The 25,608-nt window shown below is 41.3% G+C and carries 20 protein-coding genes and 1 riboswitch; of the genes, 6 read left to right on the top strand and 14 right to left on the bottom strand.

The window, feature by feature from the left end; genetic code table 11:
• Positions 1 to 93: 93 nt before the first annotated feature.
• The 5 genes from QM917_RS08180 to uvrA all read right to left on the bottom strand — a co-directional run bounded on the left by QM917_RS08180 (position 94) and on the right by uvrA (position 8,212).
• Positions 94 to 666, bottom strand: coding sequence for an SP0191 family lipoprotein (locus QM917_RS08180; protein ID WP_414276427.1), 573 nt, complete (start codon positions 664 to 666; stop codon positions 94 to 96).
• A gap of 66 nt (positions 667 to 732) precedes the next feature.
• Positions 733 to 1,131 carry a transcriptional regulator Spx gene (spx, locus tag QM917_RS08185; protein WP_000591165.1) on the bottom strand — a complete coding sequence of 133 codons (399 nt, stop codon included), beginning with the start codon at positions 1,129 to 1,131 and terminating at the stop codon, positions 733 to 735.
• Between the two features lie 135 nt (positions 1,132 to 1,266).
• Complete coding sequence (gene mgtA, locus QM917_RS08190) at positions 1,267 to 3,927, bottom strand: magnesium-translocating P-type ATPase (protein WP_414285437.1); 2,661 nt, start codon at positions 3,925 to 3,927, stop codon at positions 1,267 to 1,269.
• Positions 3,928 to 4,119: 192 nt separating this feature from the next.
• A riboswitch (M-box (ykoK) riboswitch) is annotated at positions 4,120 to 4,273 on the bottom strand.
• Positions 4,274 to 4,326: 53 nt separating this feature from the next.
• Positions 4,327 to 5,388, bottom strand: coding sequence for a M24 family metallopeptidase (locus tag QM917_RS08195; protein ID WP_414285438.1), 1,062 nt, complete (start codon positions 5,386 to 5,388; stop codon positions 4,327 to 4,329).
• Complete coding sequence (gene uvrA, locus QM917_RS08200) at positions 5,381 to 8,212, bottom strand: excinuclease ABC subunit UvrA (protein ID WP_414285439.1); 2,832 nt, start codon at positions 8,210 to 8,212, stop codon at positions 5,381 to 5,383. The genes QM917_RS08195 and uvrA overlap by 8 nt, the downstream gene beginning before the upstream one ends.
• Positions 8,213 to 8,354: 142 nt before the next feature.
• Between uvrA and QM917_RS08205 the strand changes: the two genes are divergently transcribed.
• The 4 genes from QM917_RS08205 (at position 8,355) to QM917_RS08220 (ending at position 11,642) form a co-directional block, all read left to right on the top strand.
• Positions 8,355 to 9,299 (top strand): magnesium transporter CorA family protein, encoded by a 945-nt coding sequence (locus QM917_RS08205; protein WP_000815631.1) that lies wholly within the window; start codon positions 8,355 to 8,357, stop codon positions 9,297 to 9,299.
• A gap of 12 nt (positions 9,300 to 9,311) precedes the next feature.
• On the top strand, positions 9,312 to 9,986 hold the full coding sequence (locus QM917_RS08210; RefSeq protein ID WP_006146142.1) for a DUF1129 domain-containing protein: 675 nt from the start codon (positions 9,312 to 9,314) through the stop codon (positions 9,984 to 9,986).
• Positions 9,987 to 10,185: 199 nt separating this feature from the next.
• Complete coding sequence (locus QM917_RS08215; RefSeq protein ID WP_004250486.1) at positions 10,186 to 10,449, top strand: SemiSWEET family transporter; 264 nt, start codon at positions 10,186 to 10,188, stop codon at positions 10,447 to 10,449.
• Positions 10,450 to 10,604: 155 nt separating this feature from the next.
• Positions 10,605 to 11,642, top strand: a complete 1,038-nt coding sequence (locus tag QM917_RS08220) for a S66 family peptidase (RefSeq protein WP_414285440.1) — start codon at positions 10,605 to 10,607, stop codon at positions 11,640 to 11,642.
• A gap of 45 nt (positions 11,643 to 11,687) precedes the next feature.
• Here the strand turns inward: QM917_RS08220 and QM917_RS08225 are convergent, their stop codons facing one another.
• From QM917_RS08225 to mutL, 4 genes are all read right to left on the bottom strand, one after another.
• Positions 11,688 to 12,362 carry a lysostaphin resistance A-like protein gene (locus tag QM917_RS08225; protein ID WP_414276423.1) on the bottom strand — a complete coding sequence of 225 codons (675 nt, stop codon included), beginning with the start codon at positions 12,360 to 12,362 and terminating at the stop codon, positions 11,688 to 11,690.
• Positions 12,359 to 12,922: a DNA-3-methyladenine glycosylase I gene (locus QM917_RS08230; RefSeq protein ID WP_281335265.1), complete on the bottom strand. Its 564-nt coding sequence runs from the start codon at positions 12,920 to 12,922 to the stop codon at positions 12,359 to 12,361. The genes QM917_RS08225 and QM917_RS08230 overlap by 4 nt, the downstream gene beginning before the upstream one ends.
• Before the next feature lie 9 nt (positions 12,923 to 12,931).
• Positions 12,932 to 13,525 carry a Holliday junction branch migration protein RuvA gene (gene ruvA, locus QM917_RS08235; protein ID WP_281335264.1) on the bottom strand — a complete coding sequence of 198 codons (594 nt, stop codon included), beginning with the start codon at positions 13,523 to 13,525 and terminating at the stop codon, positions 12,932 to 12,934.
• 119 nt (positions 13,526 to 13,644) lie between these two features.
• On the bottom strand, positions 13,645 to 15,594 hold the full coding sequence (mutL, locus tag QM917_RS08240) for a DNA mismatch repair endonuclease MutL (protein WP_414285441.1): 1,950 nt from the start codon (positions 15,592 to 15,594) through the stop codon (positions 13,645 to 13,647).
• 183 nt (positions 15,595 to 15,777) lie between these two features.
• Between mutL and tyrS the strand changes: the two genes are divergently transcribed.
• Positions 15,778 to 17,034, top strand: coding sequence for a tyrosine--tRNA ligase (gene tyrS / locus QM917_RS08245; RefSeq protein ID WP_414285442.1), 1,257 nt, complete (start codon positions 15,778 to 15,780; stop codon positions 17,032 to 17,034).
• Positions 17,035 to 17,111: 77 nt separating this feature from the next.
• On the opposite strand, the gene QM917_RS08250 is transcribed toward tyrS, so the two are convergent.
• Together QM917_RS08250 and QM917_RS08255 are read right to left on the bottom strand one after the other, a co-directional pair.
• Positions 17,112 to 19,175, bottom strand: coding sequence for a heavy metal translocating P-type ATPase (locus QM917_RS08250; protein WP_414285443.1), 2,064 nt, complete (start codon positions 19,173 to 19,175; stop codon positions 17,112 to 17,114).
• A gap of 1 nt (position 19,176) precedes the next feature.
• Complete coding sequence (locus QM917_RS08255; RefSeq protein ID WP_000910903.1) at positions 19,177 to 19,455, bottom strand: DUF6110 family protein; 279 nt, start codon at positions 19,453 to 19,455, stop codon at positions 19,177 to 19,179.
• Positions 19,456 to 19,711: 256 nt separating this feature from the next.
• On the opposite strand from QM917_RS08255, the gene QM917_RS08260 reads away from it, so the two are divergent.
• On the top strand, positions 19,712 to 20,560 hold the full coding sequence (locus QM917_RS08260) for a putative RNA methyltransferase (RefSeq protein WP_414273097.1): 849 nt from the start codon (positions 19,712 to 19,714) through the stop codon (positions 20,558 to 20,560).
• A 355-nt stretch (positions 20,561 to 20,915) separates the two neighbouring features.
• Here the strand turns inward: QM917_RS08260 and QM917_RS08265 are convergent, their stop codons facing one another.
• From QM917_RS08265 to malQ, 3 genes are all read right to left on the bottom strand, one after another.
• Complete coding sequence (locus QM917_RS08265) at positions 20,916 to 21,122, bottom strand: hypothetical protein (RefSeq protein WP_033675785.1); 207 nt, start codon at positions 21,120 to 21,122, stop codon at positions 20,916 to 20,918.
• A 278-nt stretch (positions 21,123 to 21,400) separates the two neighbouring features.
• The gene (gene glgP, locus QM917_RS08270; protein WP_414285444.1) at positions 21,401 to 23,659 is read right to left on the bottom strand and encodes a glycogen/starch/alpha-glucan family phosphorylase; all 2,259 of its coding nucleotides are present in this window, start codon (positions 23,657 to 23,659) and stop codon (positions 21,401 to 21,403) included.
• Between the two features lie 22 nt (positions 23,660 to 23,681).
• Positions 23,682 to 25,199, bottom strand: a complete 1,518-nt coding sequence (malQ, locus tag QM917_RS08275; RefSeq protein WP_414285445.1) for a 4-alpha-glucanotransferase — start codon at positions 25,197 to 25,199, stop codon at positions 23,682 to 23,684.
• Positions 25,200 to 25,608 lie beyond the last annotated feature (409 nt).

Below are 25,608 nucleotides of genomic sequence, written 5' to 3' on the forward strand. Positions count from 1 at the left end.
AACACCCTCTTTCCTTAGAATAGTACTATTATAGCACATTCACGGTCGTTCTACAAATCACACAGTCTGATTCTGTTGATTTTCTGTGACTTTCTACTTGACTGTTGCCCCATTTGCAACACGATTTGCGATATAGTCCTCTGGTTCGTTTTTCAATAGGTTTTCCAGTCCAACATTCTTCAAATATTCGTTTTCGCTGGCTTTTTTAATATCCATCGTTTGGAAATCATAGCTAGTCTTAGTTTCCATTTCTTTCTCATTTAAAAGAGTCGTTTCGATGGTAAAGCCTGAAATTTTTCGAGCTGCTTGAACAGACTCATCTTTGTCCTCAGCTTCTTTTAGAGCTTTTTTAGCTTCTTCTAGTCCTCGTTCAGAAATATAAGCTTTTAAATCTTCTGATACAGGACGTTTTTGCTGAATGGTCAAGCTTAAAAATTGATTGCCTTTGTAGGTAATGATTTGAGTTTGCTGAGCACCACTCTCATCAGCTGGCAACACCAAGGTCTTGGTCACAACCGTATTCTTGGATGCATTTTCTAATACGGGCAAGGTAGACTGTAGGGCTTCTTGAGAACTCTCAGTAGTTGAAGCTGCTGTTTCTTTTTTCTGACCACATCCAACGAGCAAAAATAGCGTTGCGAATGTTCCAATGACTAACTTTTTCATAAATCCTCACATGTTATCAAATTTAAATATTAGAGAAGGCCAGGAGTCACTCCCAGCCTTGATGTTTTATAGAGCCGCACGTAAACGCGCTTCTGCATTTTCCACATTACGGACAGAGCGTGGCAAAAAGGCACGGATATCATCTTCCTTATAACCAACTTGTAGGCGTTTCTCATCTACAAGAATCGGACTTTTCAAGATACGTGGTGTTTCCATAATTAAGTTGAGCACTTCATTGACACTCAAATCTTCGATATCAACACCAAGGGCCTTTGCATAACGATTTTTCGATGATACGATACTTGCAATTCCATTATCTGTTTTTGTCAAAATATCAAGTAATTCTTCTCTCGTAATTCCTTCCTTACCGAGGTTTTGTTCTTTATAACTTAACTGGTGGGCATTGAGCCAGGTCTTCGCTTTTTTACAGCTAGTACAACTTGAGACTGTATAAATTTTAATCATGTACCTACCCCTTTCGCTACATGTTACTATCAGTTTAGTCTATTATACCATAAAAAACATCGGACTTGCGACCTATTTTAAAAAAATTTTAACTTTTTTGGCAATTTTTGAACTTTTTTCTTGACAAAACACGAACTATAACCATTCTTTATACTTCTTAATATAAAATTTCTTAATAACTGTGACGCTAAACATATACAAGAAAATAATACAGATTAAGAATAAGAAGTAAGGAAGTCCTAACGGTGCCAGACGAAGTATATTTACTAGCGGTCCATAAGGTAGACTGGTTACGAAAAAAGCTGCAATCAGAGTCATAAAAATCACAAGCCAAGCTGGTCTGCTTTGTACAAAAGGAACTTTTGCTGTACGAAGCATATGGATGACCATGGTTTGAGACCACATAGATTCGATGAACCATCCTGTCTGGAATAAGATAATAAACTGAAGGGCAGATTCTGACCCGTGAACATAATGATGGCCTGTTATCATTGGAACAATGATAAAGTAAAGGAAGATAAAGGTCAAAATATCAAAGATAGATGAGATAGGCCCCATCCAAACCATAAATCGGGTAATGGATTTTGCTTCCCATGTATGGGGTTGTTTTAGGAAGTCTTGATCCACATTATCAAACGGCAAGGCTACACAGGACAAATCATAAACTAGATTTAGGACGATTAGATGTACAGGAGCCATTGGTAAAAACGGCAAGAAAATACTCGCAACAAGAAGTGAGAAGATATTCCCAAAGTTTGAACTGACGGTCATCTTAATGTACTTGGTCATGTTAGCGTAGACCTTACGACCTTCAACGATACCAGTTTCAAGAACCATGAGATCCTTGTCTAGCAAAATAACATCTGCTGTTTCCTTAGCGATATCGACTGCTGTATCTACAGAAATACCCACATCTGACACCTTCATAGATGGAGCATCGTTAATACCATCCCCCATATAACCAACACCATGACCATTTCTCTTTAACTGTAGAATGATACGAGCTTTTTGGTCAGGAGACAATTTAGCAAATACTGTCACTCTTTCAACTGCTTCTGCCAATTCTTGATCTGTCATTTTGTCGATATCAGAGCCCAAGAGCATATGCTCAACGTCCAAACCAACCTTTTCACAGATGGCTTGAGTTACTTTTTCGTTATCCCCAGTTAAAATTTTTGTTTTGACACCATGCTCAAGCAGAGCTTGAATAGCGGGTGCTGCAGATGGTTTTGGCGGATCCAAGAAGGCAAGATACCCCGTAAGGATCATGTCACTTTCATCAGTCACAGCATAGGCATAATCTTCACGTAGACCTGACTTGTAACCAACACCTAAAACACGCAAACCTTGACGGTTTAATTGACCAACTTCTGCTAATACTTCTTGGCGAATGTCTTCGGTTAGGGGAATGATTTCTCCGCGGTATTCCACATGAGTCGAAATGGTCAACATTTCTTCCAAAGCACCTTTGGTCACCATACTAACGACATTGCTGTCGTCTTTGACGATGACACTCATGCGTCTGCGTTCAAAGTCAAAAGGCAGTTCATCAATCTTTTGGAAGATGTTATCCAAATCTTGTAGAATAGCGTGTTCTTTGGCTTCTTTTTCGGTTCTACTGATAATGGCACGATCCATCAAGTTTTTCAAACCTGTTTGGAAATGTGAATTTAGATAAGCTCTTCTTAAGACTGCCATGTCCAAATCACCGTGGATATCCAAGGGGTATTCTAAGACAATCTCATCTTGCGTTAGAGTTCCAGTTTTATCCGTACAAAGGATATCGATTGCTCCTAAGTCTTGGATAGCATTGAGTTTTTTGATGACTACCTTTTCCTTGGCCATAATAATGGAACCTTTTGCTAAGCTGGCTGTAATAATCATCGGAAGCATTTCTGGTGTCAGTCCGACACCCACGCTCAAGGCAAATACTCCAGCCTCTAGCCAGTCTCCATCGGTCAATCCATTTGCGAAAAATACGATTGGGACCATGACAAGCATCAAGCGGATCAAGAGCCAAGAAATGCTGTTCATTTCACGTTCAAAAGAAGTTGGCTCATCATAGGTGTTGAGAGTTTGCTCGATGGCTCCCATCATGGTGTCATCCCCAACTGCTAGGACCATAGCTGTAGCACTTCCTGAGATAACGTTTGTTCCCATAAAGGCCAAGGATTCTGCTTCTAAAAGGCTATCTATATTTTGACCAGTGGCTTTATTTAAAGCAAGCTTTTCAACTGCATCGCTTTCTCCAGTCAAACCTGACTGTTGAACGAAAAAGTCGCGGGATTCGAACAAGATGACATCTGCTGGAATCATATCTCCAGCACTCAATTTCACGAGGTCTCCCACAACCAACTCATCGATTGGCAACTCTTGTTCAAGACCATCACGAATAACAGTTGCAGTGTTGACAATCATTTTTGAAAGATTGGTTGTCGCCTTGTCGCTCCGCAATTCTTGGACAAAACGGATACCTCCTGAAATCAAAACCAAGACAACGATAATGATAGAAGTCGTTGGATCCTCTTGACCAGGTTTGGCAAGCCAGACGTTTGTAACGAGAGAGATAAAGGCAATCACAAGCAAAATGATTGTGAAAGGATTGATAATGGACTCATAAATCTTTTTTAAGATGGAATCCTCTTGGCCCTTGGTGATGGTGTTTTCACCATATAGGTCACGATTTTCTTGAACTTGTTCTGAATCTAAGCCTTTTAGACTTGTATGGTAAAAAGCTAGACTATCTTTAAATGGAGTTTGAATAGCTGCTGCTAGTCTTTCTTTTGTAGTTTTCATTGGTTTCTCCTATCTGTATGAATGGTGATTTCATACACGGGGACCAATCACTTTATAAGGACAGAACGACACAAATCAGCGATTGGCTGTGTATGTGCGGTTCTGGATGATCGTCAATTTGCATCGTTTGTCTCCCTTCTTTGTTCTAAAACAGCAGAAAGTCCTGCCATAAAATGGCAGGACTAAAAAACTTATTATCCGTTTTCGTTCAAGCTTTAACTCCATAGGGCGATGTAATGAGCTTAGTCTTGACCTTCGCGACCAGGACTGTTGACCAACGAGTAGTGTCTCCACTGCTTTGCGGTAGTCATCCGTATCCCTATGGTAGCCTCACCTACCGTTTTCGCCTTTCAGTATAAACCTTTAACTAGTAAAAGTCAACGATTTATCTCATTTTTCTTAGATTACGATTAATTCTTTTGGAGCAAGGGTTAATAACTCACAACCTGTATCTGTAATCAAGATATCATCTTCGATACGAACCCCGTATTTACCTTCAATATAAATACCAGGTTCATCAGTCAAGACCATACCAGTTTTGATAACTTCTTTGGAAGTTTGGCTAAAGTAAGGTTCTTCGTGGATATCAAGTCCAATACCGTGCCCGATACCGTGAGTAAAGTATTCTCCATAGCCTGCTTCCACAATGATATCACGAGGGATTTTATCAAAGTCACGGAAACCTAAGCCATTCTTAGCTTGGTCTATCAGAGCTTGATTGGCCTTCAAAACGGTGTTGTAGATTTCTGCTTGTTCGTCGCTCACATGACCTAGGTAGATGGTACGTGTCATATCACTGACATAGTGGTCATAAAGACAACCGAAGTCCATAGTGATAGCTTCGCCTAGTTCTACTGGCTTGTGCATTGGATGGGCATGGGGTTTAGAAGAGTTGATCCCGCTAGCTAGAATCGTGTCAAAAGACAAACCAGCAGCGCCTAATTCACGCATGCGGAAGTCAAGGAAGTTAGCAATTTCAATTTCAGTTTTTCCTGGTTTGATAAAGTCAAGCGCATCGCGAAAAGCTTGGTCCGAGATAGAACAAGCCTTACGAATCGCTGCAATCTCCGCCTCATCTTTAATCATTCGAAGACCTTCAACAAACTGTGTTTGTGGAAGCAAGTCCAAACCTGCAAAAGCTGCCTGCATACGGTGGTAATAAGAAACCGAAATCTCGTCCTCAAAACCAATTCGAGACAAGCCCATGTCCTTAACAATGCCTGCAATGACAGCCAATTCATCACGGTCAGCTACAATCTCAAAACCACTGGTTTCTTGTTTGGCTGCAATGATATAGCGAGAATCTGTCACCAAGACCTGACGGTCACGGCTGATAAAAACTGTTCCGTTTGAGCCCCAAAAACCAGTCAAATAATAGACGTTTTTAAGATTGTTGATGATGATGCCATCTAGTTCTTTTTCTTGCATTTTAGCGAGAAATGCTTGTACACGTTTATTCATGATGTAACTTTCCTTTCAAATAGTGTCCTGTGTAGCTGGCTTCGTTGGCAGCTACTTCTTCTGGAGTTCCTGTTGCGATGATGGTTCCACCACCGACACCGCCCTCAGGCCCCAAATCAATAATATGGTCTGCTGTCTTAATGACATCCAGATTGTGCTCAATGACGAGAACTGTATTACCATCATCTACAAAGCGAGACAAGACCTTCAGTAGACGCGCGATATCCTCGGTATGAAGACCAGTTGTCGGTTCATCTAGAATGTAGAAGGATTTACCGGTCGAGCGTTTATGGAGCTCGCTAGCCAACTTCATACGTTGAGCTTCTCCACCAGAAAGTGTCGTAGCTGGTTGTCCCAAGGTCACATAACCTAGACCTACATCCTTGATTGTTTGGAGTTTGCGTTGAATTTTCGGAATGTGTTTAAAGAATTCTACCGCATCGTTGACGGTCATATCTAAAACTTGCGAGATATTCTTTTCTTTATAATGAACTTCCAGCGTTTCACTGTTATAGCGGGTTCCATGGCAGACTTCACAAGCTACGTATACGTCTGGCAAGAAGTGCATCTCAATCTTGATAATCCCGTCACCTGAGCAGGCCTCACAGCGACCACCCTTGACATTGAAACTGAAGCGACCCTTCTTGTAACCTCGAATCTTGGCTTCATTTGTCTGAGCAAAGAGATCTCGAATGTCATCAAAGACACCTGTATAGGTCGCAGGATTAGACCTCGGTGTTCGTCCAATTGGACTCTGGTCAATATCAATCAGACGATCGATATGCTCAATCCCTGAGATAGTCTTAAACTTTCCAGGCTTGTCTGAATTTCGATTGAGCTTTTGAGCAATGGCTTTTTTGAGGATGCTGTTAATAAGTGTCGACTTCCCTGAGCCAGAGACCCCTGTCACCGCAATGAATTTCCCGAGTGGGAAGCGAGCGGTGATATTTTGTAGGTTGTTCTCACGCGCCCCAGTCACCTCGATAAAGCGACCGTTTCCAACGCGGCGTTCTGACGGCACTGGAATCGCACGTTTTCCTGATAGATACTGTCCTGTAATGGATTTACTGTTGCGAGCCACCTGCTTAGGCGTTCCTGCTGCTACAATCTCTCCACCAAAGACCCCTGCACCAGGGCCAACGTCAATCAAATAATCAGCCTCACGCATGGTATCTTCATCATGTTCTACTACGATCAAGGTGTTCCCCAAATCACGCATCTTTTTCAGACTGGCAATCAGGCGGTCATTGTCCCTCTGGTGAAGACCGATTGACGGCTCGTCTAGAATATAAAGCACTCCTGAGAGATTGGAACCAATCTGAGTTGCCAAGCGAATACGTTGGCTCTCCCCACCTGATAATGTTCCTGCAGAACGGGATAACGTTAAATAGTTAAGACCCACGTTATTAAGGAAGGTCAAGCGGTCCTTGATTTCCTTAAGAATCGGACGAGCAATAATGGCTTCATTTTTTGATAGGCTCAACTGATCAATAGCTTCCAAATGGTCTGCAATAGAAAGGTCAGAAACTTCTCCGATATGAAGCCCCTTCTCTCCTCCTACACGAACAGATAAGGCCTGGTCATTGAGACGATAGCCGTGACAGGTTCCGCAAGTCAGCTCATTCATGTAGAGGCGCATCTGGGTGCGAGTGTAGTCGCTATTGGTTTCATGATAGCGACGTTTGATATTATTGACAACTCCCTCAAAAGGGATGTCGATGTCGCGAACTCCGCCGAATTCATTCTCATAGTGGAAATGGAATTCCTTACCATCTGAACCATAGAAAATGAGATTCTTATCTTCCTCTGACAAGGCTTCAAAAGGAGTATCCATGTCCACTCCGAAGGCTGTCATGGCTTGTTCTAGCATATTTGGATAATAGTTAGAAGAGATAGGGTTCCAAGGTGCCAATGCTCCCTCACAAAGGGTCTTACTAGCATCTGGCACTACTAGATCCGTATCAACCTCTAGCTTGATCCCCAAACCATCACACTCACTACATGAACCAAACGGTGCATTGAAAGAGAAGAGACGAGGTTCTAGTTCTGGAACCGTAAAGCCACATACTGGACAAGCGTAGTGTTCTGAGAAGAGCAACTCAGAGTCATCCATGGTATCGATAACCACATAACCTTCTGCGATACGAAGGGCTGCTTCAATGGAATCGAAGAGACGACTACGGATACCTTCCTTGATGATAATACGGTCTACCACCACGTCAATGTTGTGTTGTTTATTTTTTTCAAGTTCAGGAACTTCGGTCACATCGTAGACAACTCCATCGACACGGACACGGACGTAACCATCCTTTTGAATCTTTTCAATCAGCGTCTTATGCTGACCCTTTTTCTTACGAATAACAGGAGCCAAAATCTGCAGACGCTGGCGCTCTGGCAATTCCAATACCTTGTCTACAATCTGTTCGACAGACGAAGCCTTGATAGCCCCATGTCCATTGATACAGTAAGGTGTTCCGACACGTGCATAAAGGAGACGCAGATAGTCGTTGATTTCCGTCGTTGTCCCAACCGTCGAACGAGGATTTTTACTAGTCGTTTTCTGGTCAATGGAAATGGCAGGGCTGAGACCATCGATAGAATCCACATCTGGCTTTTCCATATTGCCCAAGAACTGACGAGCATAGGCTGACAGACTTTCAACGTAGCGACGCTGCCCTTCAGCATAAAGGGTATCAAAGGCCAAACTAGATTTTCCTGATCCAGATAGTCCCGTCACCACAACTAGCTTGTCACGCGGAATTTCCACATCTATATTTTTTAAATTATGGGCGCGTGCCCCATGGATGACAATCTTATCTTGCATATTACTTCTTTCTAGTTCATTGTTGCTTTCCATTATACCAAAAAAAGTGAAATTCTATTACCAAAAAAGCCGATTTTGTAGTATAATAGTACGGTGTCAAAAATCACTGAAACACGGATTAGATTAGGAAAGGATAGGAGATATGAAACAAGTCTTTCTCTCAACAACAACTGAATTTAAAGAGATCGATACGCTCCAGCCGGGCACTTGGATCAATCTCGTCAATCCTACTCAAAGCGAATCGATGGAAATCGCCTCAGCCTTTGATATTGATATCGCCGATCTCCGTGCACCGCTCGATGCCGAAGAAATGTCTCGTATCACCATCGAAGATGAATACACCTTGATTATCGTAGACGTCCCAATAACAGAGGAAAGAAATAACCAGACCTACTATGTGACTATTCCCTTGGGGATTATCATCACAGAAGAGGCTATCATCACTACCTGCTTGGAGCCTCTACCACTTCTTGATGTCTTTATCAATCGTAGGCTTCGAAATTTCTATACCTTCATGCGTTCGCGCTTCATCTTCCAAATCCTATACCGCAATGCGGAGATTTACCTAACTGCCCTCCGTTCGATTGAACGTAAGAGTGAGCAGATCGAGAGTCAACTTCACAAATCTACTCGAAACGAAGAATTGATCGAACTCATGGAGTTGGAGAAGACCATCGTCTACTTCAAAGCCTCTCTGAAGACAAACGAGCGCGTGATTAAAAAATTGACCAGCGCAACTAGCAATATCAAGAAATACCTTGAAGATGAAGACTTACTGGAAGATACCTTGATTGAAACGCAACAGGCCATCGAGATGGCGGACATCTATGGAAACGTCCTTCACTCTATGACAGAGACCTTTGCTTCTATCATTTCAAATAACCAGAACAATATCATGAAAACCTTGGCACTTGTGACTATCGTTATGTCCATCCCGACCATGATTTTCTCAGCTTACGGAATGAACTTTAAGGACAATGAAATCCCTTTAAACGGAGAACCGCACGCTTTCTGGCTCATCGTCTTTATCGCCTTTGCTATGAGTGTTTCTCTCACTCTTTACCTCATCCATAAAAAATGGTTCTAAACAGGAGTTATTATGTCACAGATTGATTTAAAAGAATTAACAAAGAAAAACCAGGAATTTATCCATATTGCAACCCAGCAATTTCTCAAGGACGGAAAAACAGATGCTGAAATCAAGGCTATCCTTGAAGAAGTCATTCCTCATATCCTTGAGGAGCAACCAAAAGGAGTGACAGCACGTTCTATCTACGGAGCACCAACTCACTGGGCTCATAGTTTCAGCGAAAAAGAGCAGTACGAAAAAGAACATCCAAAAGAAAACGACGATCCAAAATTGATGATGTTGGATTCAGCCCTTTTCATCACAGGACTATTTGCAGTAGTTAGCGCCTTGATGAGCTTCTTCTCAAACCAACCTGTGGCCTACGGCTTGGTAACACTTATCAGTGTAGGGGCCTTTGGTGGAGTCGCCTTTTACCTGCTCTACCACTTCATCTACCGCTACTACGGACCAGATACTGACCGTAGCCAACGCCCTCCATTCTGGAAATCACTTTTGGTTATGTTAGCAACCATGTTTGCCTGGGTTTTCATCCTCTTCTTGAGTAACTTCCTTCCACAAGCCATCAACATCAGCTTACCACCTCTTGTTTTGTTGGTGATTGGAGGAGCTCTCCTTGCCCTACGTTTCTACCTCAAAAAACGGTTCAACATTAAGAGCGCAAGTGCAGGACCAGCTAGATATTAAGATAAACAATAAAAGTAGTGTGTTTTGTAGACAGACTACTTTTTTGTAGTTCCAAATCATTTTTTGATTCTCTAAAGAAAAGTAGACGCAACGTCTAAAAAGATTCTAATGTAAAGTCCTCCCTTAGAATCCCAAGGTTTTACCCTTGAATCCAAGCTGTTTTTCTGTTATACTAATAAAGTAATAAGGAGAAATATATATGACTAAACAGAGAATTAATCAAATTGTTGGTTCAATTGGTGCCTTTATCGGGATTATTGTATTTATAGCCTACATCCCCCAAATTTTTGCCAATTTACAAGGAAATAAAGCTCAACCATTTCAACCTTTATCAGCAGCTGTCTCTTGCTTAATCTGGGTCATTTATGGATGGACAAAAGAGCCTAAGAAAGACTGGATTCTAATCATTCCAAACTCGGCTGGGGTTATCCTTGGCGGACTGACCTTCCTTACTGCTCTATAAGAATGCAACTAGTATAAAAAGAAAAAGTAACCACACGATTGGTTGCTTTTTTACTACTTTCTTGATCTAAAAGTCTTCTTCTGACTCTAATTCTTGTTGTTTTCCCTCATCTTTTGTGATAAAATAAGCTCAATCTATTTCTCGGAGGATAAGATATGGTTTCTACTATTGGTATTGTGAGCTTGTCTAGTGGCATTATCGGAGAGGACTTTGTAAAACACGAAGTGGACTTGGGTGTCCAACGTCTCAAGAACTTGGGACTCAATCCTATCTTTTTGCCCTATTCGCAAAAAGGATTAGACTTTATCAAGGACCATCCTGAAGCTCGTGCAGAGGATTTGATTCATGCCTTTTCTGATGATAGCATCGACATAATCCTATGCGCCATCGGTGGAGACGATACCTATCGCTTACTACCTTATCTTTTTGAAAATGACCAACTACAAAAGGTTATCAACCAAAAAATATTTCTTGGTTTCTCGGATACAACCATGAACCATCTCATGTTGCATAAACTAGGAATCAAGACTTTTTATGGCCAATCCTTTTTAGCTGACATTTGTGAATTAGACAAGGAGATGTTGCCCTATAGCCTTCACTACTTCAAAGAATTGATTGAGACGGGAAGAATCTCAGAAATCCGCCCTAGTGATGTTTGGTATGAGGAAAGGACTGACTTCAGTCCCAAAGCTCTGGGGACACCTCGTGTCAGTCATGCAAATACTGGTTTTGACTTGTTACAAGGAAATGCCCAGTTCGAGGGGGAAATCCTCGGCGGTTGCCTCGAATCCCTCTACGATATCTTTGACAACTCTCGATACGCAGATAGCACGGAGCTCTGTCAAAAATACAAACTTTTCCCTGACTTGTCAGACTGGGAAGGAAAGATCCTCTTGCTAGAGACAAGCGAAGAAAAGCCTGAACCAGAAGACTTCAAAAAGATGTTGCGGACTTTAAAAAACACTGGGATATTCGAGGTCATCAGTGGACTCCTGGTCGGAAAACCTATAGATGAAACTTTCTATGACGACTATAAAGAGGCGCTATTGGATATCATTGACAGCAATATCCCTATTGTCTATAATCTGAATGTCGGCCACGCAACTCCAAGAGCCATTGTTCCCTTCGGAGTCCACACCTATGTAGATGCACAGGAACAAGTCATTCGCTTTGACTATAACAAAGAAAGCTGAGATGAATTTCTCAGCTTTTTCTCATTATCATTACTGGCATTTTCATCACATACTACCGATAGCTAAAATAATAAAGGAGAGGCTATTGCCTAACATGTGAACAAGTAGGGGATAGTAGATATTCTCCTTTTCTTTCACATAAATAATAGAAAAGGCGAGGCCCCCACCTAGGTATCCGACTGCACCGACCCACTCTGATAAACTTACATTATGCATATGAGTCAGAGCAAAGACAATTCCTACCAGAAGAATGCTTAGCCAACTTGGCAGACTTTTCTGCAAGTGATGCAATAAGAGCTGACGGAAAAAGAGTTCTTCCACCAAAGGTCCAATGATGCAGGCGAAAACCGCTATCAGTAGTGGTTGCTCTTGAAAGGTACTTTGAATATTCGACTGGTTTAGACCTTGTCCGACCAGCCCCAAAAACTGCCTCAACAACTCTGATATAAATCCAAAGGCAACAGTCATCAGAATGAGAAAGAGCCATCCTGTTAAGACGCCAAGGAAGAATTTTCTTTTAGAATTTCTAATCTCATTCCATTGTTGGATTAATCGATCCTTGAACAAGAAAGAGCCGTATAGTGCTAATACTACATAGACTAGATAATTTGCAATGGTAGATGGCATCAGGGAAGCCAACCATCTAACGCCATCAAATACAAAGAGAATTGTATATAGGAGCCCAAAAATCAGAACTCCCTTATATTTTGTAGACTTCATTTAAGCCCCTTCCATTCACAATCATTCTCATGGTCATCAACCAGACCTGCAGCCTGCAGATAGGACAAGACAGCGACTGGTCCAGTAAATTTGAAGCCACGTTTTTTGAATTCTTTGGATAATTTTTCAGATAGAGCTGTTTTGGCAGGCGCCTGGCTGTAGTCAGGTACATCATTCACAATGGTCTTCCCATCTACAAAAGACCAAAGATAAGCATCAAAAGTTCCGAATTCTGCCTGAACTTGTAGAAAAGCCTGAGCGTTGGCTCGCGTCGCAAATATCTTGGCACGATTGCGGATGATGGCTGGATTATCCATCAAAGCTTCCAATTCTTCATCCGTCATGTCTGCAACAGCTTGAATTTGATAGCCATGAAAGGCTTCTCGGAAAGCTTGGCGTTTGTTGAGCACCGTTTCCCAAGACAGGCCTGCCTGATAGGTTTCCATGCACAATAACTCAAACAATGCTTGGTCATCATGGAGGGCCTGGCCCCATTCTTCATCATGGTAAGCTATATATAACGGATTGGTCATTTTAACCCAGCCACAACGTTTTGCCATAGAAATCTCCTATTTCACCAACATCTTAAGGGCCGATTTGATGTAGTTTTCAGCTGTATCAGAAGTTCCTTCAAAGAATTTCTTGATTTTCTTAAGCTCAGTTGCCTTGTAGCCCAGTGCCAACATGGCCTCCATTGCTTCTTCCAGTTCTTGGTTTTCAGCGTTGGTTTGCACTGCCACCTTAGCAGGAAGGTCGTCACCGGCCACAACCACCTTACCTTCTAAGTCCAAGACCATCTGTTGGGCTGTTTTCTTCCCGATTTTAGGGAACTTGGTCAGGTAGGTTATATTCTTAGTCTCGATGGCTTGAACAAGCCCTGCATTGTCATCAGCTGCAATGATAGCCAGAGCTGATACAGGACCAATGCCCGACACCGAAATCAAGCTGAGAAAGAGTTTTTTCTCGTCTTCTGAACGGAAACCGTAAAGGAGATGAGCATCTTCGCGAACGACTTGATGCACATAGATTTGCGCTTCTTGGTTAACTTGTCCTGAGTAAGCATAGGGATTAGCCACATGCAGGATATAACCGATACCATTTGCCTCAAGGACGATATATTTAGCAGTAATTTTGGTAATAATACCCTTTAGATATTCGTACATAATTTTCCCTTCAATTTATACTCAATGAAAATCAAATCTAAACTAGGAAGCTAACCGTAGGCATAACTTGAGTCAGGCAAGGTAAGGCTGACGCAGTTTAGAGAGATTTCCGAAGAGTATTAGTATTTTCCTAGCTCTCGGAGGCTAGTATGATTTTCCTGAATGCGACGGAACATCTTTTCCATGTCCGACTTGGTAAAGTGAACCAAAACAGGACGTCCGTGTGGACAGTTGTAGGGGTTGTCACATTGGGAAAGCTGATAGAGCAGCTGTCTAGCTGAGTGGTCATCGATACGATGGTTGGCCTTGATAGACCGTTTGCAGGACATCATGATAGCTAGCTCTGCCCGGTATTTCTTGATCGAAACTTCCTTGGTTAAAAGGAGCATGTCGCACATCTCATAGATTCCAGACTCGATTTCCTCCTCTGCCATCCAAATAGGATGTTCCCGTAGGATAAATTGATTCTCCCCGTACTCTGCTAGAAAGACGCCTACTTCCTCTAAAAGAGACATTCTTTCCTTGAGACGAAGGGCATCATCCGCAGGAAATTCAAAAATATAAGGCACTAGGAGTTGCTGCTGGCTCTGGTCAACATTGCCAATGCTCTCACGGTACTCCTCATACTTAACCCGTTCCTGAGCCGCGTGCTGATCTATGATGTAGAGCCCATCTCGACCTTGGGCAAAGAGATAGGTTCCATGCATCTGACCGAAAAATTCCAACTCTGGGAAGCTTGAAGATTCTTCTCGCTCCAGCTTATCATAAGCCTTATCCAGACTAGCTAGGTCTAGCTCTGGATGGTCTAGTTGGTCGTAGCTGACCGATTTTCTCTCTGCAAAATGCAGTTTAGCTGGCTTGGTCAACTGATCCAATGTTTCCTTAGCAAACAGGTTCAAATCCTGTTTCTCTTCTGTCAAGTTTACCTGATGGTCTGCCACCTCAGCTTGAGTAGGTCTAGTTTGTTCCGTTTTTTCATAGTAAAGCGTATTTTCTCTCAGCGGCAAGGTGGTTTGCTCTACTTTTTCACGATTACGAACCGTAGACTTAGCAAGATTTTCCAAAGCATCTGGAATCAAGGTCTGTTCCTTTAGACTCTTTGCGATAGCTTCTGAAACCAGCGCCATCAGTTCTCTTTCCTTGGAAATCCGCACTTCTTGCTTGGTTGGATGCACATTGACATCTGCTAGATACGGATCGATCTGGATGTGAATGACAGCCAGCGGAAAACGCCCCACCATGAGCTTGCTGCCGTAACCATCTAAAATAGCACGATTGAGCAGGAAATTTTTGATATAACGGCCATTGATAAAAAGACTGATGTAGTTACGATTAGCCCGTGTCAATTCAGGCAATGAGACAAAACCTGAAATCTCAAAGTCTAGGTCCGAATTCTCAATCTCAACCATCTTTTTGGCACTAGCTAAACCATAGATTCCAGCAATGGCTTGACGCAGTTGACCCGTACCAGCTGTTCGTGTCATTTCCTTGCCATCGCTAATCAGGCTAAAGGAAATCTCAGGATGAGCAAAGCCTAGACGATTGACGATATCGATGATATGAGACAACTCTGCCTGCTGGCTCTTCATATACTTGAGACGGGCTGGTGTGTTGAAAAAGAGATCCTCCACACAAACCTTGGTCCCAACAGGACTGGTCGCAGGCACAACTTCTTCTACTTCTCCCCCACGAGCCACTAACTTGGTCCCGTGACTTGCTCCATCCACCGCAGTCAACAAAGTTAAAACACTGACAGATGCGATCGAAGGCAGAGCTTCACCACGAAAACCGAGGGTCCGAATCCGAAAAAGATCCGCTTGATTCTTAATCTTACTGGTAGCATGACGGCGGAGAGCCAACTCTACCTCATCGTGGGCAATCCCGTGACCATTATCTGTGATTTGGATTTTCTTAAGACCAGCTTCTTCAATCTCAACGATAATCTGGCTTGAGCCAGCGTCGATAGCATTTTCAACCAACTCTTTAACTACACTGGCAGGACGTTCGATCACTTCTCCTGCTGCAATCTGGTTGGCCAAGACTTCTGGCAATTCAATAATATGAGACATCTTTCAGCCCCTTTCTTAACGATTTTTATCTATTTCTCTGAAAATAAGCTAGTGCTATTATACCATATTTCACTCGTTTCCAAAAAAGTCCAAGCAGCAACTTTCTTCCCGATTTTACTAGGTTATTTACTAAGTTTGTGGTACAATAGGTAGAAACAATATTTTAAAAAGGAGAAAAGACACATGCACATTTTTGATGAGCTAAAAGAGCGTGGTTTGATTTTTCAAACGACTGATGAAGAAGCTTTGCGTAAAGCCCTAGAAGAAGGTCAAGTTTCTTATTATACTGGCTACGATCCAACTGCTGACAGCCTTCACCTAGGCCACCTTGTCGCAATCTTGACAAGTCGTCGTTTGCAGTTAGCAGGTCACAAACCTTATGCGCTCGTTGGCGGTGCTACAGGTCTCATCGGAGATCCGTCCTTCAAAGATGCTGAGCGTAGTCTCCAAACAAAAGACACAGTAGATGGCTGGGTCAAGTCTATCCAAGGACAACTTTCTCGCTTTCTTGATTTTGAAAATGGTGAAAATAAAGCTGTCATGGTCAACAACTACGACTGGTTTGGCAGCATCAGCTTCATTGACTTCCTCCGTGATATCGGAAAATACTTCACTGTCAACTACATGATGAGCAAGGAGTCTGTTAAAAAACGGATTGAAACAGGGATTTCTTACACTGAGTTTGCCTACCAAATCATGCAAGGTTACGACTTCTTTGTCCTCAACCAAGAGCACAATGTAACCCTCCAAATCGGTGGTTCTGACCAATGGGGAAATATGACAGCTGGTACAGAATTGCTTCGTCGTAAGGCTGACAAGACTGGTCACGTAATCACTGTCCCACTCATCACAGACGCAACTGGTAAGAAATTTGGTAAATCTGAAGGGAATGCTGTTTGGCTAAACCCTGAAAAGACTTCTCCATACGAAATGTACCAATTCTGGATGAATGTTATGGACGCTGACGCTGTTCGCTTCTTGAAAATCTTTACTTTCTTGTCACTGGATGAGATTGAAGACATCCGCAAACAATTTGAAGCAGCTCCACACGAACGCTTGGCTCAAAAAGTCTTAGCTCGTGGAGTTGTAACACTTGTTCACGGAGAAGAAGCTTACAAAGAAGCCCTTAACATCACAGAGCAACTCTTTGCTGGAAATATCAAAAACCTTTCTGTCAAAGAACTCAAACAAGGACTTCGTGGTGTACCAAACTACCAAGTACAAGAAGACGAAAACCTCAATATCGTAGAACTTCTCGTATCATCTGGTGTGGTTAACTCAAAACGCCAAGCCCGTGAAGACGTACAAAACGGAGCCATCTATGTCAACGGTGACCGTATCCAAGACCTTGACTATGTCTTAAGTGATGCAGATAAGTTAGAGAACGAACTGACCGTTATCCGCCGTGGGAAGAAAAAATATTTTGTATTGACTTACTAAATTGTTCAACATTTACCTATAAACAAAGGAGTTAACCTCGATAAAGGTAACTCCTTTTTGCTGTTAATAACTCTCATCTATCTATTTTTAATAGACAGGCTACGCAGTACAATGCGCAAGGTTGTTAGATTATGTAGGATAGAGAGGTTTGAAGGGCTGAGCCAATTAAATAAGCCAAAGCCAATCAAACTACTATTTACGACAACGGTATCTTGAATATTCTTCTTGATGAGTGTTTTCAAAGATGATGATAACCAATCCAACTCTTGGAAGAAATCCAAGCGATTATCTAACAATAAGATATCGCTCATCTGCTTAGAAATATCTGCACTCTCATTCATCACCACACCGATATCTGATAGGGTTAGAGCCGCTGAGTCATTCAATCCATCTCCAACCATCAAAATAGTGTGACCTGCTTTCTGCAGTTCCTCTACTAACTCAAATTTCCCATCAGGTTTCAAGTCTGTATAGACCTGATCAAAGGGCAAATCTTTGACTAATTCCTCTGTCCTAACCAAGGTGTCCCCTGTTGCCAGAATCAATTTTTTCCCTTGTGCCTTAAGTTTCTCCAAGGCTGCTTTTGCTTCTTTTCTCAAAGGAGTATGAATGCAGAACATTCCAATCAATTCATTCTGATAAGCCAAGAATAAGAGATTGTAGTGACTCTTGTACTCTTCAATTAAAGCATTTTGTTCTGAACTGATATGAATCTGTTCATCCTGCATCAAGACATAATTCCCAATAAGAACTGGTTGCCCATCTATATGAGATTTAATCCCCTTGCTTGCGATATATTGGAGTTTCCCATGCATTTCCTCATGTTCAATTCCCTCTATCTCAGCTTGCTTGACGATAGCATTAGCAATAGGATGATAAATGTGTTCCTCAAGACAGGCACTGATTCTGAGAATATCTTCCTCACTATAGTCCCCAAAAGGTAACACCTTTTCAACTATAGGATAACTAGTTGTAATTGTTCCCGTCTTATCAAACAAGAAAGTATCAACTTCCAGATATTTCTCCAGAACATCCCCATCCTTAATCACCATTTCACGGTTCAACCCCTCCTTGATAGCTGTTAAATAAGCTACAGGAGTAGAAATTTTCAAAGCGCAGGAGAAATCGACCAATAGGAAAGAAATAGCCTTAGAAAAAGAACCTGTCAATAGGTAAGTCAGCCCAGCCCCCAAGAAATTATATTTGACGACCTTGTCCGCCATCTTGATGAAATAGCGTTGTTTCGTTTTCTTGTTTTCTTCAGATTTTTTCATCAACTCAATCAGTTGTAAAATCCGGCTGTTCATCTGATTATCGGTTACACGAATGCGTAACTCTCCAGTTTCTAATACTGTATTTGCACAAACCAAATCAGACTCTCTTTTTTCAACTGGAAAACTCTCTCCCGTCAAGGAACTTTCGTTGACCATACCTAAACCTGAAACTACTTGTCCATCAAATAGAATTTCATTTCCTTGAGATAAGACCAAGACATCTCCTATTTGAACATCGGAACTCTTGATACTAACAACCGTATCGCCCTGTACTAAGAATACATCGCTCTCTTTTGCAAGAAGACTCTGTTCTAAATCTGTTGCAGTTTTTTTCAAGGACCACTGATCTAAATGATTCCCCAAATCAAGCATAAACATGATATTGCTAGCTGTCTTGGATTGGCTCATAAACAAGGACAATAAAATCGCCGAACAGTCCAAGACCTCCATCGTTAGTTCCTTACGCGCTAGTGTTTGATAGGCTTCTCTGATATAACCCAAAGCCTGATAACAAGTCCATATATAGCGAATAGGATACGGCACAAAACTACGAAAAATCATACGCTTAATCGCTGCACCTGAAACAATAGAATAAGCACTCTCTTCTCTACGAATGGGAAGAGTCATCAACTCAGAAACTTTCCCTTTATCAATTCTTTTTAAAAAGGCTTCTGCATTATCTAATACAGAAAAGCCTTCTTTTATACGTAGAGTAAAGTGCTGTTGATCCATGTAAAACTGGATAGACTCAATCCCCTTTTCATCTCTCGCCAAGGAACGAAGATAGTCTTGAATATCCAAGGTGAGTGAAAAAGAAGATGATAGTCGGATATGTTGGTATCCTCTATGTAGCACTTTAAAAGACATATTATTCTCCTATAAGGCTATCTAATTGCTCTTCTTTTTTCTCTTGCTCGTACAAATATTTGGCATCTTGCAAGACATCGTCTCCATGTTGCTTCACAACAGAAACAGATGCATCTAGCTCGTCTTTTAACTTATAAGCCTTAGCCAAGGCTTTAGAATAACCTTTTTTAGCTTCCTTACTTGCTAAGATTTTCAAGCCAAGGGTACCAAATGCGACACCACCCAAAAAGAGTGATGATTTTTTCGCAACTTTTGCGACGCTCAATACTTCTTTTAACATACTTATTTCCTCCTTATCATTATTATATAGCAATTTAGATATAAAAGCAATTTTATTTTATAAATTGGAGAATTATACTCAATGAAAATCAAAGAGCAAACTAGGAAACTAGCCGCAGGCTGTACTTGAGTACGGCAAGGCGACGTTGACGTGGTTTGAAGAGATTTTCGAAGAGTATTAGTTTTATTTCTACTGAATCTCCCATCTACTTACTCCTAAAGTTGCTTTCATTTGCCTCTTTTGATACACTTAAACTATGAATACAAATCTCAAACCCAAACTTCAGCGTTTTGCTTCTGCGACTGCCTTTTCCTGTCCTATCTGTCAAGAAAATCTGACTCTGCTAGAGAACAGTCTCAAATGTAACAATCGCCATTCTTTTGACCTGGCGAAATTCGGCTATGTTAATCTAGCCCCTCAAATTAAGCAATCTGCCAACTACGACAAGGAAAACTTTCAAAACCGCCAACAAATCCTAGAATCTGGCTTTTACCACGCTATCTTAGAGGCTGTATCTGACTTGTTAGCAAATTCAGAAACTAGCACCACAGTCTTAGATATCGGTTGTGGTGAAGGATTCTATTCTCGCAAACTACAAGAAAGTCATCCTGACAAAACCTTCTATGCCTTTGATATTTCCAAAGATTCTGTCCAAATCGCTGCCAAGAGCGAACCCAACTGGGCAGTCAATTGGTTCGTTGGTGACTTAGCTCGTCTTCCTATAAAAGACGCCAGCATGGATATCTTACTTGATATCTTTTCCCCTGCCAATTATGGAGAATTTCGTCGCGTTTTATCCAAAGACGGCATCTTGATAAAGGTTATTCCAACTGAAAATCACCTCAAGGAAATCCGTCAGAAGGTACAAGACCAGCTGACAAACAAGGATTATTCTAACCAAGATATCAAGGAACATTTCCAGGAACACTTTACCATCCTATCTAACCAAACGGCCTCTCTGACTAAGACTATCACACCAGATCAGCTCCAAGCCCTACTCAGTATGACTCCTCTCCTCTTTCATATCGACCAGAGCAAGATTGACTGGAGCCAACTGACAGAGATTACCATTGAAGCAGAGATTTTGGTTGGGAAAGCATTCTAAACTAGACTTCCCAAAGGTATAAAACTTACCGAAAATCCTCAATATTACGAAAACGCATAAGAACAGGTACTCAAAAACCTTAATCTTATGCGTTTTGTTATGCAAAAATCACTGGAGTTTCTATACACATTAAGCGGAAATCTTTGAAATCAGTTCTCTTAATAACCATTGAATACCATATATTACATTTACCCCAAATATGATATAGGCCGTATAAATCAAGTATTTCGATTTCTCCCGCCTCAAAGAATAGATCTTGTACAAGATAAACAAATTTAAAATAATAAATAATAGAGACAAAATCTTCCTCCAAAAATCAATCCTAAAGGTACACAGCTAAGCATAGCCCTAAACTTTATTTTCGATTCGAAATTACAAACTTATCAATGAACAATAAGTGATATAAGGCCAGTACCAGACCCCAAACGCTACCACGAAAAGAGAATTCTTGATGATTGAGAGGAAACAAATCATGGTTACCAATATAGAGGCAGGTCAAAATAACAAATAAAATCCAAAATAAATCCGTCCATTTATATTTTGAAAAATATTTTTTCCACATAAGAACACCCTCTTTCTTTACTATAATACTATTATAACACTATTTGTAAGCGAATACAAGAAATTTGAGGTAACCTAATAAGAAGAAACATGAGGCTGAAAGACAGTAAAAACCAGCGATTTTAGTGCCTTCAAAGTTTGATTCTTAAGGCTACAAATGATAGACAAATTTTTTCTCTTTTCTTTTAGGACATAGCAGCATAAACTTAACAACATTCAAAAAAGCGAATTTCAATTGAAACTCGCTTTTACAAAATGTATTAGTATAAATCTTATATCTTAGTTCAAGTGCCAGATATCTTCGTTGTACTGAGCGATGGTACGGTCAGATGAGAAGAATCCTGCTTTAGAAATGTTAACGATGACTTTATCCAACCATGCGTCACGGTCTTCGTAGTCAGCCAACATTTGCTCTTTGACTTTGATGTAGTCTTCCAAGTCAAGAAGAGTCATGAACCAGTCTTTGTTGATCAATTCGTTGTAAAGACGTTCCAAGCGTTCTTTCTTACCTACTGTAAGAACAGCATCGCTAACGATGAAGTCAACCAATGGTTTGATAGCTTCACGAGCGTAAAATTCGCTTGATTTATAAGCTGATTTTGCGTAAAGGTCGATAACAGTTTCTGAATCTTCACCGAAGATGTAGATGTTTTCGTCGCCGACTAACTCAGCGATTTCCACGTTAGCACCGTCCATAGTACCAAGAGTCAAAGCTCCGTTCAACATGAATTTCATGTTACCAGTACCTGAAGCTTCTTTAGAAGCAAGTGAGATTTGTTCTGAGATGTCACATGCTGGGATAAGGAAGCTTGCTGCTGTAACGTTGTAGTTTTCAACCATAACAACTTGCAAGTGTGGAGCTACTGCTGGATCGTTAGCAATAACTTCTGACATGCAAAGGATCAAGTGGATGATGTCTTGAGCGATTGTGTAGGCTGGAGCTGCTTTACCACCAAAGAAGATTGTGATTGGACGAGCAGGGATGTTACCAGCTTTGATGTCAAGGTATTTGTGGATTACGTACAAGGCGTTCATTTGTTGGCGTTTGTACTCGTGAAGACGTTTGATTTGGATGTCAAAGATAGAGTTTGGATTGATTTCCACACCTTGGTGCTCTTTCAAGTGACGAGCCAATTTACGTTTGTTGTGAGCCTTGATGCTTTCCAATTTTTCTTTGACAGCAGCCTTGTCTTCGTATGACAAGAGTTTTTCAAGCTCATCTGCTTCATGGTGCCAACCGTGTCCAAGAATCTCATCCAAGTAGTGAGACAAGCTTGGGTTCGCATGCATGAGCCAACGACGGAAGGTGATACCGTTTGTTTTGTTGTTGAATTTTTCTGGGTAAAGGTCATAGAAGGCTTTCAACTCAGAGTTCTTCAAGATTTCAGTGTGGAGTGCTGCTACCCCATTAACACTGTATCCGTAGTGGATATCCATGTGAGCCATGTGAACACGTCCGCTCTCATCGATGATTTGAACAGCTGGGTCTTTGTATTCTGCTTTAACACGGCGGTCCAATTCTTTGATGATTGGTACCAAGTGAGGGACCACTTCTTCCAAGAATTCAAGAGGCCATTTTTCAAGGGCTTCAGCGAGGATTGTGTGGTTTGTGTAAGCAGTCATGCTACGAACGATAGAGATTGCTTCGTCAAGTTCGATACCACGCTCAGTCAAAAGACGGATCAATTCAGGAATCACCATTGATGGGTGAGTATCGTTGATTTGTACAACTGCGTAGTCAGCAAGGTCGTGCAAGTTGCTTCCTTTTTCGATTGCTTCGTCGATGATCAATTGAGCACCGTTTGAAACCATGAAGTATTGTTGGAAGATACGGAGCAATTCACCTTGACGGTCGCTATCATCTGGGTAAAGGAAAAGAGTCAAGTTGCGAGCAATATCTGTCTTGTCAAAGTTGATACCGTCTTTAATGATAGAAGAATCAACTGAGTCCAAGTCAAACAAGCGCAAACGGTTTTTAGTTGCTGTCTTGTAACCAGGTACATCGATATCGTAAAGAGTAGATGTCAATGTAAAGTGTGCAAATGGCACTTGGTAGCTACGGCTTGAGCGAACTAACCAGTTTTGGTCAGTCAACCAAGCATTTGGAATAGTCTCTTGTTGGTTGTTTTTAAGGACTTGTTGGAAAAGACCGTAGTGGTAGTTCAAACCAACTCCGTCACCGTTCAGACCAAGAGTCGCAATTGAGTCGATAAAGCAGGCTGCCAAACGTCCCAAACCACCATTACCAAGTGATGGTTCCAATTCTACTTCTTCGATTTCGATCAACTCTTTACCTGCATCAGCAAGTTCTTTCTTAACGTCGTCATAAAGACCAAGGTTAATCAAGTTGTTTGACAAAAGTTTACCAATCAAGAACTCAGCTGAGATGTAGTAAACTTTTTTCTTACCAGTGTTCACTGGTTTTTGGCTGCTTGCAAGCTTGCTGTAGTTAAGAAGAGCAAGGTAGAGCTCTTCATTGCTACATTCTGCGATAGATTTATTGTAACGATTTTGTACAAATTCTTTTAATGGTAACATTTTTGTGTCTCCTGATAATGTCTTATTTCTTTAATTCTACCAAATTTTCATTGATACGGCGATAAATTGTAGTCAAGTCAAGCAAAGTTTCTTCGACAGCAGGAGTCAATTGTTCCTCTGTCATACGCCATGACCAGTTTCCACCAAGAGTAGATGGGAAGTTCATACGAGCTGAACCATCCAACTCTAGCAAATCTTGCATAGTGGCAATCGTCATGAAACTTACTGATGCGAAAGCTGTACGAAGCATAGCATGCACCACTGTTTCGTACTCTTTACGGTTTGTGTAGCGAGCCATATACTCACGAGTTGGATCATCAATCTCATCACGGTACCAACCAAGAACAGTGTTGTTATCGTGTGTTCCTGTATACATAACTGAGTTTGCTGGTGCCAAGTGTGGGCTGTCGATACTTTCGTGTTCTGGATTGAAAGCAAATTGAAGGACTTTCATTCCTGGGAATCCAGTGCGCTCACGAAGCTCGATGACTTCATCAGTCATGAATCCAAGGTCTTCTGCGATGATGTTCAAGTCACCAAGTTCTTCTTTAACAGCTGCAAAGAGTTTGTAATCAGGTCCTTTCACCCATTTACCAGGTGCCGCTGTTTCAGAACCCGCAGGAATTTCCCAGTAAGACTCAAATCCACGGAAGTGGTCGATACGCACGATGTCGTAAATCTTAAAGCTTTCACGCAAGCGTTCAATCCACCATTTATAACCATCGCGATCCATTGCTTCCCAGTCATAGATTGGATTCCCCCAAAGCTGACCTGTCTCAGAAAACTCATCTGGTGGGCATCCTGCGATGCAAGTTGCTTTTCCGTTTTCATCAGTTTTAAAGAGATGTGGATTTGCCCACATATCGCTTGAATCTTCAGCAACATAGATTGGCATATCTCCCACAATCTCGATGTGGTTTTCGTTAGCATATGCTTTCAATTTCAACCATTGTTGGAAGAAGAGATATTGGGTTACGCGGTGGTAGACCAATTTGTCAGCCAACTCATTACGATAGTGTGCAAGAGCTTCAGCTTGACGAGTGCGAACTGCTGCATCAGGCCATTCTGTCCAAGCGAGATTATCAAAATGCTCTTTGATAGCCATATACTCTGCAAAAAGTTCAAGCCATGATTGGTTCTCTTGAGCAAATTTTTCAAAATCTTTGACATCTCCAACTTCAAGGAAACGTTTAACTGCTTTTTCTAGAAGCGGACGGCGTGCATAGTAAATCTTAGCGTAATCAACTTCAGTTGGGTTACTACCGAAGTCTACTCCCTCAAGATCGCTTGCTTCCAACAAACCTTGCTCTACCAAAATAGCAAGATCGATAAAATGAGTATTTCCAGCAAAGGCTGAGAAAGATTGATAAGGAGAATCTCCGTAGCTGGTTGTGCCTAAAGGAAGGATTTGCCAGTAACGTTGCTTTGTACGAACCAAGAAGTCAACGAAATCATAGGCGCTTTGACCAAATGATCCGATTCCGTAAACTCCTGGAAGCGATGAGATGTGCATCAACACACCACTTTGACGTTTTTTCATAATAGCACCTCAAGTGTTTGTAGTTAAATATTTCATTTTTACTTGGCGCAAACGTTTGCGCCAAGTAAAGTATAACCCATTTCAAAAAGAAATGCAAGCGTTTCAACAAAAAACTTTTCAATTTATTTACTTTATAGCTTTTTTAAAAAACTATATTCTTATTTTTTTACCTCTACAAAAACATCTTCAAACCATGCAATCGTTTCCCTTAAATTATTCTTGAATTGAAATTTATATGATTTCATCTTTTTCTTCCTATTATATAAGCAATTTTAGGGATTAAGCAGTTATAAGCTTTTTTAATTTTTTTCAAAAAACGCTTGCAACCGTTTTCTGTTTGTGCTATACTAAGTTCATAAGAGAAAACGTTTGCGTTTCCTCGAAATCAAAATTTGTTATTCTTTAGGAG

This window comes from Streptococcus infantis (assembly GCF_047460685.1).
Lineage (GTDB): Bacteria > Bacillota > Bacilli > Lactobacillales > Streptococcaceae > Streptococcus > Streptococcus infantis_AD.

Excerpts from the sequence above, each read along its gene's own strand:
- malQ (WP_414285445.1), bottom strand. The coding sequence starts at position 25,199 with ATGAAAAAACGTCAAAGTGGTGTGTTGATGCACATCTCATCGCTTCCA.
- QM917_RS08225 (WP_414276423.1), bottom strand. The coding sequence starts at position 12,362 with ATGAAGTCTACAAAATATAAGGGAGTTCTGATTTTTGGGCTCCTATAT.
- spx (WP_000591165.1), bottom strand. The coding sequence starts at position 1,131 with ATGATTAAAATTTATACAGTCTCAAGTTGTACTAGCTGTAAAAAAGCG.
- QM917_RS08215 (WP_004250486.1), top strand. The coding sequence starts at position 10,186 with ATGACTAAACAGAGAATTAATCAAATTGTTGGTTCAATTGGTGCCTTT.
- ruvA (WP_281335264.1), bottom strand. The coding sequence starts at position 13,525 with ATGTACGAATATCTAAAGGGTATTATTACCAAAATTACTGCTAAATAT.
- QM917_RS08260 (WP_414273097.1), top strand. The coding sequence starts at position 19,712 with ATGAATACAAATCTCAAACCCAAACTTCAGCGTTTTGCTTCTGCGACT.
- QM917_RS08265 (WP_033675785.1), bottom strand. The coding sequence starts at position 21,122 with ATGTGGAAAAAATATTTTTCAAAATATAAATGGACGGATTTATTTTGG.
- QM917_RS08250 (WP_414285443.1), bottom strand. The coding sequence starts at position 19,175 with ATGTCTTTTAAAGTGCTACATAGAGGATACCAACATATCCGACTATCA.
- QM917_RS08195 (WP_414285438.1), bottom strand. The coding sequence starts at position 5,388 with ATGAATAAACGTGTACAAGCATTTCTCGCTAAAATGCAAGAAAAAGAA.
- QM917_RS08255 (WP_000910903.1), bottom strand. The coding sequence starts at position 19,455 with ATGTTAAAAGAAGTATTGAGCGTCGCAAAAGTTGCGAAAAAATCATCA.
- QM917_RS08180 (WP_414276427.1), bottom strand. The coding sequence starts at position 666 with ATGAAAAAGTTAGTCATTGGAACATTCGCAACGCTATTTTTGCTCGTT.
- mgtA (WP_414285437.1), bottom strand. The coding sequence starts at position 3,927 with ATGAAAACTACAAAAGAAAGACTAGCAGCAGCTATTCAAACTCCATTT.
- glgP (WP_414285444.1), bottom strand. The coding sequence starts at position 23,659 with ATGTTACCATTAAAAGAATTTGTACAAAATCGTTACAATAAATCTATC.
- uvrA (WP_414285439.1), bottom strand. The coding sequence starts at position 8,212 with ATGCAAGATAAGATTGTCATCCATGGGGCACGCGCCCATAATTTAAAA.
- QM917_RS08205 (WP_000815631.1), top strand. The coding sequence starts at position 8,355 with ATGAAACAAGTCTTTCTCTCAACAACAACTGAATTTAAAGAGATCGAT.
- mutL (WP_414285441.1), bottom strand. The coding sequence starts at position 15,594 with ATGTCTCATATTATTGAATTGCCAGAAGTCTTGGCCAACCAGATTGCA.
- QM917_RS08220 (WP_414285440.1), top strand. The coding sequence starts at position 10,605 with ATGGTTTCTACTATTGGTATTGTGAGCTTGTCTAGTGGCATTATCGGA.
- tyrS (WP_414285442.1), top strand. The coding sequence starts at position 15,778 with ATGCACATTTTTGATGAGCTAAAAGAGCGTGGTTTGATTTTTCAAACG.
- QM917_RS08210 (WP_006146142.1), top strand. The coding sequence starts at position 9,312 with ATGTCACAGATTGATTTAAAAGAATTAACAAAGAAAAACCAGGAATTT.
- QM917_RS08230 (WP_281335265.1), bottom strand. The coding sequence starts at position 12,922 with ATGGCAAAACGTTGTGGCTGGGTTAAAATGACCAATCCGTTATATATA.